The 20,875-nt window shown below is 33.4% G+C and carries 15 protein-coding genes and 4 pseudogenes; 10 read left to right on the plus strand and 9 right to left on the minus strand.

The annotated features are described in order from the left end of the window. Nucleotides 1-41 precede the first annotated feature (41 nt). Nucleotides 42-554, plus strand: a complete 513-nt coding sequence (locus ACZZ95_RS18295) for an adenine phosphoribosyltransferase (RefSeq protein ID WP_463470134.1) — start codon at nt 42-44, stop codon at nt 552-554. 8 nt (nt 555-562) lie between these two features. Then, nucleotides 563-1,333 (plus strand): hypothetical protein, encoded by a 771-nt coding sequence (locus ACZZ95_RS18300; RefSeq protein ID WP_463470135.1) that lies wholly within the window; start codon nt 563-565, stop codon nt 1,331-1,333. 7 nt (nt 1,334-1,340) lie between these two features. Here the strand turns inward: ACZZ95_RS18300 and ACZZ95_RS18305 are convergent, their stop codons facing one another. The 4 genes from ACZZ95_RS18305 to ACZZ95_RS18320 are packed head-to-tail and all read right to left on the minus strand — an operon-like array spanning nt 1,341 to nt 3,824. Then, entirely contained in the window at nt 1,341-1,955 is a 615-nt protein-coding gene (locus tag ACZZ95_RS18305; protein WP_463470136.1) for a response regulator, read from the minus strand. Nucleotides 1,956-1,981: 26 nt separating this feature from the next. Further along, complete coding sequence (locus ACZZ95_RS18310) at nt 1,982-2,764, minus strand: sensor histidine kinase (RefSeq protein WP_463470137.1); 783 nt, start codon at nt 2,762-2,764, stop codon at nt 1,982-1,984. Continuing rightward, nucleotides 2,737-3,384: a hypothetical protein gene (locus tag ACZZ95_RS18315; RefSeq protein ID WP_463470138.1), complete on the minus strand. Its 648-nt coding sequence runs from the start codon at nt 3,382-3,384 to the stop codon at nt 2,737-2,739. Before ACZZ95_RS18315 ends, ACZZ95_RS18310 begins: the two co-directional genes overlap by 28 nt. Nucleotides 3,385-3,389: 5 nt before the next feature. Next, a complete protein-coding gene (locus ACZZ95_RS18320) occupies nt 3,390-3,824 on the minus strand; it encodes a hypothetical protein (protein WP_463470139.1) in 435 nt (144 codons plus the stop codon). A gap of 258 nt (nt 3,825-4,082) precedes the next feature. On the opposite strand from ACZZ95_RS18320, the gene ACZZ95_RS18325 reads away from it, so the two are divergent. From ACZZ95_RS18325 to ACZZ95_RS18350, 6 genes are all read left to right on the plus strand, one after another. Then, the gene (locus ACZZ95_RS18325; RefSeq protein ID WP_463470140.1) at nt 4,083-5,030 is read left to right on the plus strand and encodes a hypothetical protein; all 948 of its coding nucleotides are present in this window, start codon (nt 4,083-4,085) and stop codon (nt 5,028-5,030) included. A gap of 1 nt (nt 5,031) precedes the next feature. Beyond that, on the plus strand, nt 5,032-5,571 hold the full coding sequence (locus tag ACZZ95_RS18330; protein WP_463470141.1) for a hypothetical protein: 540 nt from the start codon (nt 5,032-5,034) through the stop codon (nt 5,569-5,571). An 82-nt stretch (nt 5,572-5,653) separates the two neighbouring features. Then, nucleotides 5,654-6,097, plus strand: a complete 444-nt coding sequence (locus ACZZ95_RS18335; RefSeq protein ID WP_463470142.1) for a hypothetical protein — start codon at nt 5,654-5,656, stop codon at nt 6,095-6,097. A gap of 369 nt (nt 6,098-6,466) precedes the next feature. Further along, a complete protein-coding gene (locus ACZZ95_RS18340) occupies nt 6,467-6,859 on the plus strand; it encodes a hypothetical protein (RefSeq protein ID WP_463470143.1) in 393 nt (130 codons plus the stop codon). Nucleotides 6,860-6,942: 83 nt separating this feature from the next. After that, a complete protein-coding gene (locus ACZZ95_RS18345) occupies nt 6,943-7,893 on the plus strand; it encodes a hypothetical protein (protein WP_463470144.1) in 951 nt (316 codons plus the stop codon). Between the two features lie 431 nt (nt 7,894-8,324). Next, entirely contained in the window at nt 8,325-9,149 is an 825-nt protein-coding gene (locus ACZZ95_RS18350; protein WP_463470145.1) for an N-acetylmuramidase domain-containing protein, read from the plus strand. A 162-nt stretch (nt 9,150-9,311) separates the two neighbouring features. Here the strand turns inward: ACZZ95_RS18350 and pheT are convergent. Then, a pseudogene (gene pheT, locus ACZZ95_RS18355) lies at nt 9,312-11,737 on the minus strand (phenylalanine--tRNA ligase subunit beta). Nucleotides 11,738-11,982: 245 nt separating this feature from the next. Between pheT and ACZZ95_RS18360 the strand changes: the two are divergent. Together ACZZ95_RS18360 and ACZZ95_RS18365 are read left to right on the plus strand one after the other, a co-directional pair. Beyond that, nucleotides 11,983-13,519, plus strand: a pseudogene (locus ACZZ95_RS18360) (aldehyde dehydrogenase family protein). Between the two features lie 218 nt (nt 13,520-13,737). Then, the gene (locus ACZZ95_RS18365; protein ID WP_463470146.1) at nt 13,738-14,112 is read left to right on the plus strand and encodes a DUF779 domain-containing protein; all 375 of its coding nucleotides are present in this window, start codon (nt 13,738-13,740) and stop codon (nt 14,110-14,112) included. Between the two features lie 87 nt (nt 14,113-14,199). On the opposite strand, the gene ACZZ95_RS18370 is transcribed toward ACZZ95_RS18365, so the two are convergent. The 4 genes and pseudogenes from ACZZ95_RS18370 to ACZZ95_RS18385 all read right to left on the minus strand — a co-directional run bounded on the left by ACZZ95_RS18370 (nt 14,200) and on the right by ACZZ95_RS18385 (nt 20,753). Beyond that, entirely contained in the window at nt 14,200-15,123 is a 924-nt protein-coding gene (locus tag ACZZ95_RS18370) for an AraC family transcriptional regulator (RefSeq protein ID WP_463470147.1), read from the minus strand. Nucleotides 15,124-15,195: 72 nt separating this feature from the next. Continuing rightward, a complete protein-coding gene (locus ACZZ95_RS18375) occupies nt 15,196-16,059 on the minus strand; it encodes a bestrophin family protein (RefSeq protein ID WP_463470148.1) in 864 nt (287 codons plus the stop codon). 217 nt (nt 16,060-16,276) lie between these two features. Then, nucleotides 16,277-17,589: pseudogene (locus tag ACZZ95_RS18380) on the minus strand (TolC family protein). Nucleotides 17,590-17,651: 62 nt separating this feature from the next. Next, nucleotides 17,652-20,753, minus strand: a pseudogene (locus tag ACZZ95_RS18385) (efflux RND transporter permease subunit). Nucleotides 20,754-20,875: the final 122 nt, after the last annotated feature.

The raw sequence follows: 20,875 nt of genomic DNA on the forward strand, positions 1-20,875 counted from the left end.
GTGAGATAAACAAGCAAAAAATAACAGAAAAATAAAAAAAAATGAAGATTGAAAATTATATACGTGATATTCAGGGGTTTCCTAAAGAAGGAATTTTATTTAAAGACATCACTCCATTACTAATTAACCCTGAAGCACGCACAAATTGCCTTAAAATTCTGCTGGATTCTCTAAACGGACAAAAAATTGATAAGGTTGTAGGTGCAGAATCTCGTGGTTTTTTCTTCGGAATGTTATTGGCGCAAGAATTAAATGCTGGATTTATCCCTGTCAGAAAACCTAAAAAACTTCCATACGAAACAATTTCAGCTTCTTACGAATTAGAATATGGTTCTGATAGTTTAGAAATGCATACCGATGCTATTCAAAAAGGTGATCGTGTTTTAATTCACGATGATGTTTTGGCAACCGGCGGAACAGCAAAGGCCGTTTGTGAATTGGTTGAAAAATTAGGAGGCGAAATTGTACAATGTAATTTTTTAATGGAGTTGACTTTCCTTAATGGAAGAGAAAAAATTAATGATTATCCTATATTCGCCGCATTAACCTATTAAATACCTACATGAAATTATTATATTCTATTGCGATCGTCGCTTTATTATCTTCTTGTACAGAAAAAAATAAAACGGATAACGATAAGACTGATGTTATTTCTCAAACAGAAAAAGAAGTTTCAGATACGATTCTTAAATCTGCTGATGATTACAAAAGCGATTTACGGCCTAATGAAAAATTAAAACTCGAGCAGGTATATTCGGATCGTGCTGAATTTGTAGAATTTAATGACGGCGGAGATTATTCGTATGTTGTTATTAAAAAAGATCATAAAACAATTGCCTTAACTACAAATGAACGAGAGGGCTCTTCTTACACCAGAGGAGATATTTTTGATGTAAAGTGGAAAATAGACAGTGTTTATATCGCTGGTGAAGGTGAAAAACTTGAATTTACGGAATGGTTTGTAAGTGCTGAAAAAGTAAAAGAGGGATCGGTAAGTTTATTTAGAAAAAAATACAAAAAGCCTATTAAATATTATTGGAGCGGAGAAGAGCAATACACGGTTGATTACAAGGACTATTTGTATACTTTAGTAGAATACTATCTGGCAAATTCAAAAAAAGAATTGGTAAAATCTACTATTGAAAGCCCTGATACAAGTTTAACTTATTCAATAGAAGATGGAGAAAAAAACGGACGTTCTTATACCATCTTAGGTATTTCTAATGAGTTTGAAAATAGAACTAGTATTATTCAATGGCTGTATTTAGACAATGAAAATAGAAAATTGTATGAGTACGATTTAGGAAATGATAAATTAATAGAATTTAATTAATGGCGACTTAAACTAAAACAATTTTGTGCTTAATAGCATAAAGTACAAGTCCGATTCGGGTTTTTATTTCAAGTTTGTCAAAGAGTATTTCGCGATAACCATCTATAGTTTTTGGACTTAAACACATTTGTGATGCGATTTCCTTATAGGTCATTTCCGTGCAGGCGTGTTTGATAAAAACAATTTCTTTTTCTTTTAAATTGATTTTTTTATTGTCGCTATTCACTTTGTTTATAAGCATTCCTGAGACTAATTCTGTGAAATAAAAACCTTTTTCGATTACACATTCTATAGCCTCTTTAAATATTTCAGGAGACGTGTCTTTTAGTAAATAACCTTTGGCGCCGTTGGTAATCATTTTAATGATAATTTCGTCGTCGTCGTTGACAGACAAAGCAATTACCTTTAGATCTGGCCTGTTGTCTTTTAGCCATTTCATCGTACTTAATCCGTCCAAAACCGGCATATTTACATCAAGTAAAACAAGATCAATTTGAGGCGGCGTATTTTCTTCTATGTAATCAATAAAGACTTTTCCGTTTTCAAAACGTTCTATGACTTCGTATTCACCAAAACTTTTAAGCGAGCAGTTCAAGAGACTGGGAAAAAAGTAAATGATCATCTACAATTATGACTTTATTTTTTGAATTAGTTTTCATGGTCTTGTGTTAAAGGATATTCGATTGTTACGCTCGTTCCTGTTTCGTCAGAATTCATAATTAAGTTAGCTCCAATTAATTTGGCTCTTAATTTCATGTTATTCAATCCTAATCCCGAATTTGATTTTTTGAGATCATATCCAATTCCAAAATCTTTTAATTTTAGCCTGAAAATGGAATCAGTTGTTTCAATATGAACATCAAATAAATCACTTCTGGAATGTTTTAAACTGTTATGAAGTGCTTCTTGAAAAATCCTGTAAATAATTAATTCGTGTTCTTTATTTATTTCTGGAACTGTTCCGATTAAATTGAAATTGCATTTGATCTTTTTTAGCTTTTTAATTCTTTCCAAATCTTGCTGAATAGCTTCTAAAAAGTTGTTTTGAAGTAAGTTATCTTTGTTTATAATGCGGGAGAGAATCCTTAATTCGTCTAAAGACTTAGCCAAAACAGCTTTCATGTCTTTGAGTTCACTAATCTGAACATTTTTATTGCTGATTGAAATATTCAGCCGCATAATGGCGACGGAAATAATCTGGCCGATATTATCATGCAATTCTTTACTAATTTCAGATAATGTCTGGTCTTTTATTTCAATTCTGGTTTTCACCAATTCCGATTGGAAATACAAGTCAGCTTCCATTTTCTCTACCACAAAGTTGTTTTTTTTCTTCAAAAAATAAAAGAAAATAATAACTATAACGACAAGCAGGGTAAAGAAAACAATACCCAGAGAAATCACTAATAATTGTATTTCTTTTCGCTCCATATAAATCCGATTATAAAACAGCTGTGTGCCAGAAAATTTAATATAAACAATACTAGACTAAATATCGATTCGTCTTGTTTAATTAAGAACCAATTGATAGCCAGCATAAAAGGAGTAAAAGGAACATGGAAAACCAATATTCCTAAAATATACCAGAAAAAGACCGATTTTTTAAAGTTTAATATCTTTTCTGAATTAAAAATCTCTATCAAATACAAGCAGGATAATATCAGTACTAATAAAACGCCAATGGCAAAACTATAGGTAAATGAACGGTTCATGTCTTCTTTGAAAAATAAATAATTCAAGAAAAAAGAAACGATAAACAAGACAAGAAAAATAGTCGCCGAAACGCGATGATTAATTTTGGTCAATAAGGCTCTTAAAAGTAAAATATAGGCAGAAAAACTGGCGAACATATAAAAATTGTAAACGTAAAAGTTCAGCAAACCCGTCCACTGGGTAAAATAATAGCCTACAATTTCGGTAATGATTGAAAACCAGATTAAAAGTACTAAAAATTTAGCTTTATTGCCAGGAAGTTTTGGTAACGAAAATAAGCCAACAATTCCTGATAATAAAGCCAGATAAATGATATAAGATCTTAAAAATTCAAACATAGTTTTTAATATAATAAGCTTGGAGGTCTTCCGATGTTTCCGTAATTCATTGGATCTAAACTCTGTATGTCTGAAGAAACTGCTTCTTGTACTAAAGCGAAACTTTGAATTTTTGCCGTATTATTTTCTATTTTTTTTCCTGTCGGAACTAAAAATAAAGTCGTTAATCCAGCTTTTTCTCCATGTTTTTCATCGTCGGGATAAACTCCAAAATAAAAACGTATTCCGTCTACGTTATAACCATCTTTTGCTCCATTAGTTTTGATATAATGAATATAGTTTTCTAATTCTTCCAAAGAATACCAAATGGCATTAGCATCTTCTTTTTGTGATTTTCTTGCTGTAAGTGAAGCTTTTTTGTTGTTGTTGTAGTTCACATTTAATTGTCTAGCAAATTCTTTTGTAATTAACTGACTCGGTTTTGCAGGAGGATTTTTCATGATTATTATTGATTTATTGGTTAAGGGTTTAGTTAACAGTATTTTGAATTCTGTTGAAGACAAAATTATCTCAAACCTCAAGTTTGAACAAGGGGAAATTCACCCTTTTTTGATTAGGTAAATTTATTTAAAAAAATGGGTTAAAGTGCTGTTACATAATAATTTATAAAAATTGAATTTTACATCGTCAGTTTTCATGTCAAAACGGGCGTTCAAAAATGTAAACCTCATTAAGTAATTAACTAAAATTTTTAAATTATGTCACAACCAACACCCCTAGGTTATCCTCATGCAGGAGCCGGAACAGTAGAAATTCTTTTAGAAAAAGAAGATGGAGCAGATTTCGCAGTTCTTTTTTCACCAGATCCTAACAATATTTTATTAAGAGATGGTGGGTCGCCAATGCAGTTTTATTATTATCCAAAGTACCCAAGACTTTCAAAACACCCTGATGGAAGATTTAAATTTGCCATGCAGGTTTTTAAATCAGAAGGAGATTCTTCAACCGTAATTGGTGCCGAAGGTCTGGAAGAAGAAGCAGGAGCGTATACGACTTTAACTAGTACCATAGATCTGCCTGAAGCTTTATTGAAAAAAGCTATTGATAAGTTAAAGGTAAGACTCAACAGTGATTACAAAAACCACAGAAAATCAACACTTTTTGGTTTGTTTTCTTTCTTAATTGGTGTTGATAAAGATTTTAATTCGACTAATGTTCGACCAATTCAATTAACACAGAATAATATTGCCATGCACGTTGTGGGCGAAAAATCACCAAATAATCCTTTTGGCGGCGCAAATCCTTGGACGTTTAATATTCAGGGCGAAGGAGCGGGAACAACTTTCGGATTAGGAGATAATGCGCTTTCTGTATTAATGGGAAGAAACAGCGCTTCACTGGTAAAAAATGCACTAGAAATTGGAAGCAACAATCTTGTTGTAGAAAACAATATTAAGTACAAAGCTTATATGCCAAGTACCATTATTAAAACAACAATTGACGTTAAAAAAGTACATACTTACTTTTCTGCTAAAACAAGCGTAAGCTGGTCATTTGTGGATTTAAACTGGGAACACGAATACGAAAAAATACTTACGGAAGGTGGGATTACCAGTGAAGTAATTACAGATGAACAATTCTCAAACGAAGAAAAGAAAAAGGTTGAAGATTCGGCTAGCGCAAAAACAGAGAGAATTTGCTTTTGAAATGGTTAAAAAACAAATATTTGATGCGCCTGAAAAACAATTTACGCCAGTATCGTCTCCTGAAAAACCAAATGGATTTTTTAGATTGTTTATGGGACTTGGAAGCGTAGGAATGAATCTGAAGTCTGGAAGTCAGATTCGTGCGGTCAAATTTACTGATGAAATTAAATTCTCAGCCATTCAGGTTTTAGATTCAAAAATCAGCGGGAATCTTACGCCTTTGACTTTAAAGTCTGGTGCAGAAGCAAAAGCCGATTTGAAAAATTATATTACTGAAATTCAGTTGGATGAAGATTTTTCTAAAGTTCAGGTGGTCGCATCTTTAAATGGTGGTTTGATTAAACTGGATAAAGACAGCGATATTGTCAATGACAGTCCGGTAAGTCAGGTTTCTATAGAAGTTGGATATCCAGATTCTAAAGGCAAGTTAATCTGGAAAAGTTCTGGTAGAATGATTGCTCCAGAAGGAACTCCTTATGTAAAAAACACCAGCAGATCGGGTAAAAGAAATCGATGCGATTTTTCCTGCAACCTGGAATGATAAATCAAAAGAAAAGAATGCTTTTGTATTTGATTTTGTCAAAAATAATGGTTCAACCAAAATTAAAGTTCGTCAGGAAGTAATGTACGAGAAAGATAAGAGAATCAAGCTAAAAGATACCACAAGAGAGTTTGAATTTGAAGGAACAAAAATATTCGTGCCGCTTCCTATTCAAAATATGATCAATTACACTTTGTCTACAGAAGAACTTTACGATTGCGACACACTTGAAGTAACGTTAAAAGTCGATAAAATGCCTTCTAAAAAATTCAAGTTTACCGTTGATAATTTCGAAGATGCCATTCCGTACAGAGCGTGGTATGAGTTGGATTACACCATTAAACCTACCGAGTATAAAGTGAAATATACTTGCGGCAAAATTGGCAAGAAATCTAAAAAGGTTTCTATTTCAACAGATTATATCAAAATTGATTATCAAGAAGGAGATGTTTTATTTGAAATTCCGACAGGAACAGACGCTCAAAATGCGGATATCGAGAAAATCAGAGCTCCATTTATGGAATAATTTTTTTGAGACATTTTACAAAAGGGACGTAGTGTCCCTTTTGTTTCATAAGTCAGTAATCATTAAACCAAAACACCATGCCAGATTTAAATACATTTAAACTCGAAGGAACCAAATTAGTTCCTATAAACCGATTTAATCTCGAGCCCGCCAAACCAAGTACGGTTTTTACCGCAGACAACAGTTAAAAGGGAAAATGAATTTAGGGTAATTGAGCATCCCATAATTCATTCTATTGATATAAAACCAATCTTAGTAACTTTTCCGTTAGAGAATTATTTTCCTCTAATAGAAGGGAATAATGCTGTCACGGAGAATGATTCCTTTAAGGATTATTTTAAAAATGAAATCACTTTATTTTTTCCAGACGTGGAACTGGAACCGAATAATGGAACTGTTTTTTATTATGAAAATGTTCCAGATAGGTCAGGAAATAAAGGAGGACTTCTTGGAAAAGTAACTTTGAGATACAGTCTCAAAAACAAGCTTTTACAGTCCAATCAAAAAAGTATTACTTTAAATCTCAGGGAAGCAGTTTTAAATCTAAAAGTAAATCGGGATTTTGTCAAAGTAAACGGAATCGTAAACACAGCGAGACAAGAAATTCAGTTTGATTTGATTGACGAAGCTGTAAAAATTGCATTCTTAAATTTAGTTTCAAACCTAAATGATTTGAAATGCAATATTGACCTTTTTTTGATTTTAAGGGATATTCTAAAATCAAGAAGAATTTTCTTTTTGCCAGAGATATTTCAATTTTAAGAAGCCAGGATATTATCAAAAAGGATCTGACTTCGCCCAAAACCATTTTACAGCCCAAAACAAAGCTTATAAACAGTCCATTAATGGTAAGAGCTGGTTTAGGTTTAAAAGTACCGACTAAAACCGTTATATCGGGAATTCAGCTGGAAAATAGCATTAAAACTGATGTTCAGGAAGAATATGTAAAAAGTACTTTTCTGCTCAAAATCAATAAAACACTAAGTTATCCAATTGGTACCGATCCAACAATTAGTTTGTACAAAACTATTGGAGGCGGATTTGTAAATATTCCTTTCAATCTAAATGAAGATTTTTCTCAGTTCAAACAGATTTTTGTTACGGGCTTTAATTTTAATAAACTTTCGATTTATAAATCGATGGTACAGCCAAATACTTTTCTGCTTATTGCAAAAGTTTACAGTTTGTCTAAAGATTTGAATACGATGAAGCCTTGTATTTCGACCATTTTTCATGCGTATGAAGAAGGCGCGGGAACTGCCGAAGAAATCTCAAAAATTAGTTTTCAGTTTGCGATTGGTCCAAACCTTTCCGATTTTGATTTGGCCAAATTGAAAATCGCTTTACTGCAAAATAATTTTATTGATGGAGAGGCAGAAGATTATTTTGATAAAGTGCAGTTTTTGTTCCCAAATGATATTTCAGCCGAATATGAAGTAAGCGGGAATTATTTTCTACAGCAATCGGATATTACGACGGACGGAAAGCACTTTTTATTCAATCTTTCAACCGAAAATTTGTCTGAAGCCAGTATTATGATTAATGCTTTAAATAATACGATTACCCAATTTGCCAATATCAATTTTAAACACAAGGAAATAAAAGATTCGAGTATTATAGAACTGAATATCGAGCAGACTATCGGTGAAATTCTCGAAACGTTAATTGATAATAGTACAAACAAAATACAAATCAATAACCAATCGATTTCAAATTGTAAACTCAATTCTATTTTGCTGGTTTACAGTAAAAATGCAGTATATTTGAATAGTATTTTCTTTAAAAATTATCCGTGACTTATTAGTAATGATACTAAACTTTTAGATTTTTCGGCAGTTAACCCAAATACTCCCGGCGAGTTAAAGACTGTTTTTTTTGATTTTGAAAACATAGAAAACATTAGTTCCGAGTTTAGTCAGGTCGTTTCACAGTCCACAGCCTACAACAGATACATACAAGTTCAGATAAAAGGCCAAACAGCTTCTACAAGCAGAATTACAATTGAATTAACGGTTCAGGATACGGGAAGCAAATTTGCTGTTGAACGTTTAAAATCTGAATTTTCGACTCCTATATTGTTCAATTTTATTATAAAAAACACATCGAACAATACTACTTTGATCTCTTATAAAGTAAATTATTTTGATAAAAATGATAATCTAATTGGAAGTAAAAATGAAGTTTTTGATTTCTCAAAAGCATCCATAATCACCATAAATAAAAAATCATGAGAACAATAAAAGCAGGCGTAAAATCTCCAGAAGTTTATTATTTAAATGAGCTTTTGGCAAAATTAAAATACAGTGTAATTGTTTCCGATTATTTCGGAACAGCAACAGATAAAGCAATTAAGGATTTTCAATCTAAGAATAATCTCGTTGTCGATGGTGTAGTGGGATTAAAAACCTGGTCGTCACTTTTGGAGAAAAGTAAAAATGGTTTTTCATCTAATACTAAATTACTTTCAGAACAAGATTTGATTGATTTTTCTAATCAATTTAATCTAGAATTGGCGGTTGTAAAAGCGGTAAACGAAGTAGAAAGCAACGGAAAAGGTTTTCTAATTGATGGACGCCCGAAGATTTTGTTTGAAGGACATATTTTTTGGCGTGAACTGGAGAAAAGAGGCTTCAATCCAAGATCATTTATGAATTCAAATAATCAGGATATTTTATTCGAAAACTATACTAAAAAGCATTACGTCGGCGGAACAGCAGAATATACTCGTTTGGAAAAAGCGAGAAATCTGGGTCAGGATAAAAAAATAAAAGATGCGGCAAATAGTTCTGCTTCGTGGGGATTGTTTCAAATTATGGGGTTTAATGCGCTTTCTATTGGTTATAAAAGTATCGACGAATTTGTAGAAAAAATGAATCAGAACGAAGGTGAACATCTTAAAGCTTTCGGTTTATTCCTTGAAAAAAACAATCTGATATCGCTTCTTAGAAATAAAAACTGGGCTTCTTTTGCTTTAAAATATAATGGCCCAGCCTACAAAACCAATAAATATGATGAAAAGCTAATGAAAGCGTATCAGAAATATTCGAGATAATTATAGGTTATGATTTATGTGTTATGAAACTTTTTTTTAACGCAAAGTACGCAAGTTTTTTTTAAATTAAGATTGTATATAAGCGCAAAGTCCGCAAAGCTTTGTAAAAAAACTTTGCGAACTTTGCGTAAACCTTCGTGTTCTTTGCGGTTAAAAAAAATATTATCTCAAAGTAGCTCCAAGCTCAGTTTCAAAAGTCTGTTGTAATTTAGACATGATTTTATCAATTTGAGAATCGGTCAGCGTTTTACTGTTATCTTGAATGGTAAAACTTAAAGCGTATGATTTTTTACCTTCTGGTAATTTATCACCTTGGTAAACATCAAATAAATTAATGTCTTTTAAAAGTGCTTTTTCTGTTTGTTTTGCCAAATTAAAAATACTTTCGTAGGTAGTTTTTTCGTCAATTAATAAAGCTAAATCCCTGCGAACTTCTGGGTATTTAGGAATTTCGGTATACTTGATTTTTCCAGTAATGATTTTTAAAACCAAATCCCAGTTAAAATCAGCGTAGTAAACATCTTGTTTGATGCCGAAATGCTTCAAAATAGGTTTTTTAACAACACCCATTTCAACCAAAATATCATTGTTATACGTAATCGCTGTTCCTTCAGAGAAAATATCAGACTGAACTGGCGCATTCGAAATCTTTTCAATTCCTAAACGAGATAAAATTGCCTTTACATATCCTTTCAATAAGAAGAAATCTGTTGTTTTTTGCGGACTTGCCCAGCTTTCTTTATTTCTGTTTCCAGAAATCAATAATGAAAGGTGTTTGTGTTCTTCAAATCCGTTTAAGTATTTATGATAGGTTTTTCCAAATTCGAACAATTTCAAATCTGAATTTCTTCTATTAATGTTATAAGAAACGGCTTCTAACCCAGAAAACAATAAAGACTGGCGAAGTGTTGCTAAATCACTGCTCAACGGATTCAACATCGAAACATTATGTTCTTCTTTTAATGAAGTCGATAATTTCGCGTAAGCGACCGTTGTCAATGAATTCGCCATCATTTCGTGGAAACCTTGAGAATTCAATTGAGAAGCAATTGTATTTTGTACTTTATAATCTTCAGTTCTTGGAGAATTAGCTACAGTTGCATTGAATTTCTTTTGAGAAATTAATGTTGTTGTAGCCATAAACTCTTAAGATTTCTTCGATTACATCAATTTCACGCTGTACATCAACGCGGTAAGCTGGAATCGTTAAACCTAAACCAGAATCAGAAACGCTGTTTACTTTAATGTCTAAAGAAACTAAAATCTTTTTAATAGTATCTTTCGAAATTTCCTGCCCGATAATTTTAGATACATGGCTGAAATTCAATAAAACAGAAAAATCTTCAACTTTTTTAGGATAAACTTCCACAACATCAGAAGTAATTTTTCCGCCCGCCACTTCTTGAATCAAAAGAGCGGCACGTTTTAAAGCATATTCTGTAATCGTTGGGTCAATTCCTCTTTCAAATCTAAAAGATGCATCTGTACTTAATTGATGTCTTTTTGCTGTTTTACGAATACTTACGGGATCAAAATAAGCACTTTCTAAGAAAATAGTTGTAGTGCCTTCAGAAACTCCAGATTTTTTACCTCCAAAAACGCCCGCAATACAAAGCGGTCCTTTTTCGTCGCAAATCATTAAGTCTTCTTTGTGTAATGTTCTTTCGACATCATCAAGAGTAACAAATTTAGTTCCTTCTTCAACTGTTTTTACAATGATTTTTCCGTTGATTTTTGCAGACGTCGAAAGCATGTAGAGGCTGTCCTAATTCATGTAGAACATAATTCGTAACGTCAACAATATTGTTTTTTGGAGTTAATCCAATAGCTTTTAAACGATCTTGCGACCAGCTTGGAGATTCATGAACAGAAATTCCAGAAATAGTTACACCGCAGTATCTTGGTGCTAAATGAGTATCTTCAACATTTACATCAATTTTAAGCGTTCGCATATCTACTCTAAAATTGCTTACAGAAGGCGTAATCAATTCTATGTTTACACCACGTCTGCGAGCATTCCAGCTCTTAAATCACGAGCAGTTCCATAATGACTCATCGCATCGGCACGGTTTGGTGTCAATCCGATTTCAAAAACTTCGTCATTTGCAATTTGAAATACTTCAGAAGCAGGAGTTCCGGGAACAAGATCATCAGCAAGAACCATAATTCCGTCATGACCATTTCCTAATCCTAGTTCATCTTCAGCACAGATCATTCCGTGGCTTTCCTGTCCGCGGATTTTTCCTTTTTTAATGGTAAATTCTGCACCCTCTTTATCGTACAAAATAGTTCCTATTGTAGCAACTGGTACTTTTTGTCCTGCAGCTACGTTTGCGTATGCCGCATACAATTTGTACAGGAGCTTCTAAACCAATATTAACTGTAGTAACATTCAATCTATCGGCATCAGGATGTTTTTCGCAAGTAAGAACGTGTCCAACAACAACTCCTTCTAATCCTCCTTTTATAGATTGGTATTTTTCGACAACTTCAACTTCCAAACCAAGATCTGTAAGTAATTCTGAAGTCTGCTCAGATGTCCAATCTGTTTTAATAAATTGTTTTAACCAGTTGTAAGATATTTTCATTGTAACTTTTTTATTCTTAAGTAAGGTTACAAATATAAGGATTGCGCTTTGGAGTAAGAAAAAAATGTTTGGTTTTTTCTTGCTGTTTTTTATCTGTGAAAAAACGTTCTATACTGAGTTTTTGATAATTTATGTATTAAAATTTTATTAATAAATTATTATAAAAGACTAAAAAAATCGAATGTGTAATTTTTGTGCTACAAGATGAACGAAAAGTGCTATTCTGTTTCTTTTTATGAAGGTAAATTTGGAGTAAATCAAAAAAAGAATATTATGAGCACCGCAAAGCAAAAAGACCTGAATTTAAGGCAAAATACGATAATTATATTGGTGGAAAATTTACAGCACCAATTAAAGGAGAATATTTTGACGTTGTTTCTCCAATAGATGGAAAATTATTTACAAAAGCAAGACATTCTAGTAAAGAAGATTTAGAATTGGCTGTAGATAAAGCTTATGAAGCATTTCAAACGTGGGGAAAAACTTCTGTTACAGAAAGAAGTATTATACTAAATAAGATTGCACAAAAAATTGAAGACAATTTAGAGTATATCGCAACAGTTGAAACTATTGATAACGGAAAACCAATTCGCGAAACACTTGCGACTGATATTCCGCTTGCGATAGATCATTTTAGATATTTTGCCGGCGTAATCCGCGCCGAAGAAAGTTCGATTGCCGAGCTGGATTCTCAAACCGTTTCCATCGCATTAAGCGAACCTCTAGGTGTTGTTGCGCAGATTATTCCGTGGAATTTCCCAATTTTAATGGCGGTTTGGAAAATCGCTCCAGCGCTTGCAAGCAGGAAATACAATCGTTTTGAAACCGGCAGAAAGCACACCAGTTTCTATTATCATTTTAATGGAATTAATTGGAGATCTTCTTCCACCGGGAGTGCTGAATATTGTAAATGGTTTCGGGGCAGAATTGGGACGTCCGTTAGTAACCAACAAAAAAGTGGCTAAAGCAGCATTTACAGGTTCAACAACTACAGGACGTTTGGTAATGCAGTACGCAACCGAAAATATTATTCCGGTTACTTTGGAATTAGGAGGGAAATCTCCAAATATTTTCTTCCCGTCTGTTGCAGATCATGATGATGATTTCTTTGATAAAGCAGTTGAAGGTGCGGTATTGTTTGCTTTAAATCAAGGTGAAATTTGTACATGTCCATCCAGATTATTAATTCATGAAGATATTTACGACAAGTTTATTAAAAAAGTTATCGAAAGAACCGAAGCAATCGTAGCTGGAAATCCTTTAGATAAATCGACTATGATTGGTGCGCAGACTTCAATTGTGCAGAAAGAAAAAATCATGTCGTACATTAAATTGGGTAAAGAAGAAGGTGCAGAACTTTTAACTGGAGGTGACGAAAATAAATTGGGAGGCGAATTAGAAGGCGGTTATTACATTAAACCAACGTTGTTTAAAGGACATAATAAAATGCGAATTTTTCAGGAAGAAATTTTCGGACCCGTTTTGGCTGTTACGACATTTAAAACTACAGAAGAAGCAATTGAAATTGCAAACGATACTATGTACGGCTTAGGTGCGGGAGTTTGGACGAGAGATGCACACGAAATCTATCAGGTTCCAAGAGCGATTCAGTCAGGTCGTGTTTGGATTAACCAATACCATTCTTATCCTGCGGGCGCGCCATTTGGAGGTTACAAACAATCTGGAATTGGTCGTGAAAACCACAAAATGATGTTGAGTCAATACCGTCAGACTAAAAATATGCTGATTTCTTACGATAAAAAGAAACTAGGATTCTTCTAAAATAAAATATCAAAATCCTGGAGGATTCTTAGGAAATGAAATGTAATGTATGGGGCGTTAAGCTGTAAATCTTAATGGCATTGCATGAACTTACTCCAGGCAATTTTGATTTAACTCCAATCGAATTAGTGTTTGATTGAAATGAGAACTTAAATAGTTGGTTATGTTAAAACAGTAAGCTCCTAAAAAAAGCTTGCTGTTTTTTAAATTTTAAAGTTATGATTAAACGAATTGATGCCACAGAAAAAGCCGTTGATCTGATAAATATTCTAAAGGAAAAACATGGCGATTTGATGTTCTATCAAGCAGGAGGATGTTGTGAAGGCACACAACCGCAATGTTTTGAAAAAGGAGGTTATTATCAGCGAATGGGAGACGTTTGTATTGGTGTGATTGAAGATACCGAATTTTGGGTAGACAAGGATTTATTTGAATATTGGAAACATGCCCATTTTACATTAACGGTAATCGATGCTTTTGGTGTTGGAGGTTTTTCGCTGGAAACGCCTTTAAAGAAAACATTTCAAATAGAATATAGAATTTTTACTCCAGAAGAAGAAAAAGATTTAGAACCGGTAACGAGGATTGAGTGAGTTGTGGTTTGGAGTTTCGAGTTTCAAGTTTCAAGTTTCAAGTTGAAAACCTTAGACGCTCAGCATCTCAGAACCTCAGTACCTTTATTAATTAATAAATAGTAACTGATACTGTTTCGGTGTAATTCCTTCGTATTTTTTAAATAATCTGATAAAATAATTCGCATCTTCAAAACCCGCTAAATAACAGACTTCGTTGATTTGAAGTGTCGGATTCTTCAATAGATTTTTGGCACATTTTATCTTTTCATTCAGAATATATTCAATCGGACTCATTCCGAGTTCGCGTTTAAAGAAACGGTAGAAAGAAGTTGTGCTCATACAGGCTTTTTCGCTGAGCGTTTTCAAATTCATATTTTCCTTCAAATTCTGCTTGATATATTCCGTCACTTCTGTAATTGGATTATTAGATTCAATAAATGTTCCTTCGTCTAAGGATTTTACGGTCTGCGTTTGAATAATTCGAATCAACAATTCTTTTAGGGTCAAATCGGCTAAAATATCTTTGGTGATCGAGGTACTCATACATTCCTTAATCAGTTTATTGATGGTTGTCGCCATTTCGACATTATTGTAAAAGAAATAATTCTGATAGTTTAACTGCCAAAACATATTATTTCCCTCTTTTGGATACTGCTCGTTTAAGAAGTTTAAAATCTCAGAAATTTTTTCCTGATCAATTGCTAAGGCCAGACATTGTGTAGGATTGTTTTTGGATGCTTCTGGGAAATCAATTTTCATTTCTACGTTTGAAGGAACAATAACAGTTTCACCCGGCAGATACTCAAATTCCGGGTCATCAAAAAGATGCATTACTTTTTTGCCTCGAAGCATACTGGTAACCACCAAATCATTGAATTTTAACGGAACCATTTTAGTCGATTCATACGTTTCAAATAAATTTAACTCACAATGGTTAAGATTGTAAATAGTTCTATTTTCAACAAGAGTCTTCAACGATTTTTCTTGTGATAACTGAAGCGGGTTGACTAAAAATCGTTGATTGTTCATTAAACTTAATTTTTTGGTGAAAGACCTAAATTTAAGCAAAATAAGAATATAAATAACAGCTTTAACGTTTTATTAAATCAGCTCTTCAACGTGTTTTTTGATATTTTCTGAAATCTTTTTTGTTGGAAGATCATTCTCGTCGTCTCCAAACGGATCTTCGATTTCCTCTGCAATAAGTTCTAAACTGGCTAAAACATAAAAGATAAAAACCACAACCGGAGCCACAAAATAACCCAAACTTACCGAATACCCAAATGGCAGTGTCATGGTATAAAAGAAAATGAATTTTTTTATAAAAGCACTGTAAGAGTAGGGAATAGGGGTGTTTTTGATGCGCTCACAAGCACCGCAAATATCGGTAAAAGCAGTTAATTCGTCATCTAAAGTAATCAGCTGATCGCCTGTAATCTTTTTTGCATCATACAAATCATTAATTTTATGATACATTATTCTTTTCAATTGATTGGGTTTGTGTTTGTGATGATCAATATCCAAATCGACATCTTCAAAAAGCTGTTTGCTGGTTTCATCATCTTTCAGGTGTTTATGCAAAACATCGGCATACATTGGAATGTATTTTCGAAAAAACTTCCTGTCGTTTTCATCTTTTAAAATTGCCGAAAGTTTTATGGCAAAATTACGGCTGTTATTTACAAGCTGTCCCCAAAGTTTACGTCCTTCCCACCAGCGGTCATAGGCTGTATTGGTTCTAAAAACAAGCAAAAGCGAGATTACAAAACCCAGCATTCCGTGCATAATAGGAATATTGTGAATGTAATCGTTTTTCGTTACTTTAAAATATTCGACTTCAAGATAACCAACAACTGCCGCATATATTCCGATGGCAATAATAATCGGAAACAGTTTACGAACGGTATCAGACTTATGAAAATGAAAAATAAAAGTAAACCAGTCTTTGGTATTATACGAAATCATTTAAGTTTGTTTTGAAACAAATTTAAATTAAAAATTAACTATTTGGTTAAAATAGAAAAAATATTCTTAACACATAGAATCATAGTTTTTCGTTGCGTATAAAAAAGGCGTTTCACTAATTTAAACACACATAGCGATATGTATTCAAATTAGTGAAACGCCTTTTATAAAGCTTTCGTTTATTTTTTTATACTTTGAAATTAATAAAGAAAACAAGTTAAAAAGTAATGTTTCCTGCTAATTCTTTTAGGGCAATTTCAGATAATTTAGCTTCATATTGTGCATTGCTGTAGCGCACTTTTGCATTGACATAATTCAGCTGAGCGGTTCTGAAATCTAAAGTTGTAATAGTTCCAATTTTAAATTTATCAAGCGTAATGTCTAGATTTTGTTTTGCAATAGCTTCGTTATTTTCTTCTAGTTCAATTAACTCAAGATTGGTCATATAAGTTTGAAAAGCGGTGCTTAATTGTGTATTTAAAATCAGGCCTTGCTGTTCGATCGCAATCTGCGTATTTTCAATCTGCATTTTGGCAACTTTCTCATTTCGATGCTGATTAAACCCATCAAAAATATTCATAGTCGCATTAAAACCGTAGTTTAAACCTTTTGAAGTGTTTTCGCTGGTAAAACCTAAACTGGATTCGCTTTCAGAAAAATTATAACCTGTAGTTAGTCGCAAAATGGGGTAGCGGTCTGCCTTTATTTGTTTGAGCTCGCAATTCAGCAATACGTTTATTTATTATTTGCGATTCAAGCGCTGGATTTTGTTTTTGGGCTAGTTCCATCAAATCAACCAAAACCAATTTATTATCAACTACAACCTCATTAGTAACTCTAAAATTAATCTGAGGATCTCTGGCTAAATATTGATTCAATAATATTTTTGCATTTGCGTACGATTCTTTTTGTCTCAATAAAGCAACTTGATCTGAATTTAAATCCACTTGCGCGTTTAAAACTTCAAGTTTAGAAGCTTTTCCAATGCTGAATCTGTTTTGGGCTAAAGTCAATCTTTGTTTAGAAATTACAATTGTAGTATCCAAAGCCGATAATTGATGCTTGCTGTTGTACCAAATCATAATAAGCAGAGTTTACCTGACCTATTTTAACTAAGATAGTTCTCTTCAGTTCGGCATCGCCAAGTTTCTGAAGTTCTTGTAATTGGTCAAATCTGGCGAACATTTTCATTCCGTCAAAAACGGTCCAGCCTAAGCTTACGCCGTAATTTAAACTATTGTTTTTAGCATTGTTTAATGTGGTCGATGTACCATCCTGACGAACTTGTGTTGAATTCGTAAGATTGTTATTATCAACAACAGAAGCCGTGGCAGTTGGCGACATTCCGGCATTTCCTATCGTAACATTTGTCTCGCTTATTTTGGAATTATTTTTGGCTATTTTAATTTCAAAATTATTTTCCAAAGCTATAGTCATAGCCTGTTCAATAGTCAGAACTTCCTGCGCATTCGCCTCAATAATGCAGGCGAACAGAATTAGTAAAGTGCAGTATATATTTTTGATATTCATTTTTATTTTCTTTTACCAGCTCATCACGATTTTGCAGTATAAAATTCGTGATTTTTTGGTTTCTATTTTATACTTTCTTTTTCGTATTCGTCAATATGATCAAATTCTGGATAATGTTTTCTAGCTCTAGACCACATTAAATAAATAGCTGGAATTACAAAAAGCGTTAAAGCCAATGAAAAAATAGTTCCTCCGACAATTACAACTCCCATACCAATTCTACTAGTTGACGCGACTCCAAGTGACATTGCAATTGGAAGCGCTCCCAAAGCAATTGCCAAACTGGTCATTAAAATTGGACGTAAACGCGCTTCTGAAGCTTCTAAAATAGCTTCTAATTTTGGTTTCCCTTGTTCGCGTAACTGGTTCGCAAATTCAACTATCAAAATACCATTTTTGGTTACCAGACCAATTAACATTACGGTACCGATCTGGCTGAAGATATTCCAACTCTGATTGAATAACCAAAGGGAAAATAAAGCTCCTGCAACCGCCATTGGAACAGTTAGAATGATAATAAACGGATCAATAAAACTTTCAAATTGTGCGACAAGAATTAAGAAAATAAGCAATAAAGCCAATCCGAAAGCAAAAGAAGTATTCGAAGTCGCTTTCTACGAAATCTCGAGATTCTCCACTTAAATCGGTTGTAAAAGTTTCGTCTAAAACTTTAGCTTTAATTCGGTCCATTTCTTTAATTCCATCTCCCATACTTTTTCCTGGAGCCAAACCTGCAGCAACAGTTGCCGACATATAACGATTGTTGTGGTACAATTGCGGTGGATTACTCTGCTCGTAAACTTTTACAACGTTATCCATTTGAATTAATTCTCCGTTTTTGTTTTTCACAAACATCGAAGTTAAATCCAAAGGTTTTGATCTGTCTTTTTGATCAAACTGACCAATTACTTGATATTGTTTTCCATTTTTAATGAAATATCCAAAACGCTGACCGCTTAACGAAAGCTGTAAAGTCTGTGCAATATCAATAATCGAGATCCCTAAACTTTCTGCTTTTGCACGATCGATTGAAACATTGATTTCGGGTTTGTTAAATTTTAAATTCACATCAGTAGTAGAAAAAACATCACTTTTTCCCACTTCGTTCATAAAAAGGGGAATTTTCTCTCTTAATTTATCAAAAGTTGGAGCTTGGATAATATATTGAATAGGAAGACCTCCACGTCTGTTTACAGCAATTGTAGGCTGTTGAATTACTGATGTTTTGGCATCAGGATATCTTTTAGTCCATTTTGATAATTGATCAGCAATTTCTTTTTGAGATCGTTCTCTTTCTTCTGGATTCTTTAATGAAAGTCTGATAAAACCAGAATTCGCCGCAGAACCTCCCGATCCAGGAGCTGTTATAACAAGACTTACTTTCTTTTCTGGAATAGAATCGTCAACCAGCTGTGATATTTCCTGCATAAAACGATTGGTATAATCATAAGAAGAACCTTCAGGAGTAGTCATACGCATGGTTACAGAACTACGATCATCATACGGAGCAGTTTCTTTTGGAAGAATGGTGAAAAATAAATAGATAATTCCAAAACAAACAATTAGAATGGGAAAACTGATCCATTTCTTTTCCATAAATTTAGAAAGAGCTTCGGCATAACCGCTGTTCATTTTTTCAAAAAATGGTTCTGTTTTAATGTAGAATTTTGATTTTTTCTGTTCGCCGCCTTTCATTAAATAAGCATTCAGCATTGGCGTTAATGTCAAGGATACAAAGGCAGAAATCAATACGGCCGCACCAATTACAACTCCAAATTCCCTAAAGAGTCGGCCAACAAAACCTTCTAAGAAAATTACAGGTAAAAATACTGACGCAAGTGTAACCGAAATGGAAATTACAGCATAGAAAATTTCATTAGAACCTTTAATAGCAGCTTCAATAGGAGACATTCCTTCTTCGACTTTTTTGAAGATATTTTCGGTAACTACAATTCCGTCATCGACCACCAAACCTGTAGCCAAAACAATAGCTAAAAGTGTTAATACATTTATGGAGAATCCTAAAAGCCACATAACAAAGAATGTAGCAATTAACGATACAGGAATATCAATTAAAGGTCTGAACGCAATTGCCCAGTCTCTAAAGAATAAGTAAATAATTATAATTACCAGAAGTATCGAAATTCCTAATGTTTCGACAACCTCTAGTACAGATTTTTTAACGAATTGTGTATTGTCAAGCGCAATATTAAGTTTGATATCTTTAGGTAAATCATTTTTTAGAGCTTCATATTTTTTATAAAACTCAGACGAAATATCCAAATAATTGGCTCCTGGCATTGGTACAATTGCTAATCCAATCATTGGCATTCCAGAAGAGGTTAATCCAGTTTCGATATTTTCTGGTCCTAATTCTGCACCGCCGACATCACTTAAACGAACAATTTTATCACCGTCTGTACGAATGATAATATTATTGAATTCTTCTGGTTTGGATAAGTTTCCAATTGTTTTTACCGTTAATTCAGTATTGTTTCCAGTTAATTTTCCAGATGGTAATTCTACATTTTGAGCGTTAAGTGCGGCACGAACTTCAGCAACGGTACAACCGTAAGCGAGCAAGTTTTGATGGATCGATCCATAAACGCATTGCGTACCTTTTTTGCCCCCAAATTTGTACGGCACTTACTCCTGGAATAGTCTCTAAACGCTGTGAAATAACGTTTTCTGCATAATCACTTAATTCTAATGAGCTTCTGGTATCACTTTGAACCGTCATTGAGATGATAGATTCACTATCAGCATCTGCTTTAGAAACAACCGGCGGTGCATCAATATCCTGTGGCAAATTCCTGATTGCCTGCGAAACTTTATCACGAACGTCGTTTGCGCCTTCTTCTAGATCCTTGTCAAGATTAAACTCTATAGTGATATTGCTTGCTTCCTTGATTACTAGAAGAAGTGATGTTTCGAATTCCGTCAATTGCATTTACCGCTTTTTCAAGAGGTTCTGTAATTTGCGATTCAATAATATCAGAATTCGCACCAGTATAATTGGTACGAATAGAAACCTGCGCAGGGTCAATAGAAGGAAATTCTCTGACACCTAAAAAGGTATAACCAATAAAACCGAATAATATGATTAATAGATTCAGTACTATGGTTAAAACAGGTCTTTTTATGCTTGTAGTTGATAAACTCATTTATGGTTTTAGATTTTAGTCCCGAAGCCTCGGGATTGATTTTAGATTTCAGATTTATTGCTAAATCTTACCAGTATCTTTAATCTATGTTCAAGTCTTTTGAATTACGACTTTTAGCTTTA

The sequence above is a fragment of the Flavobacterium sp. AC267 genome (genome assembly GCF_979258715.1).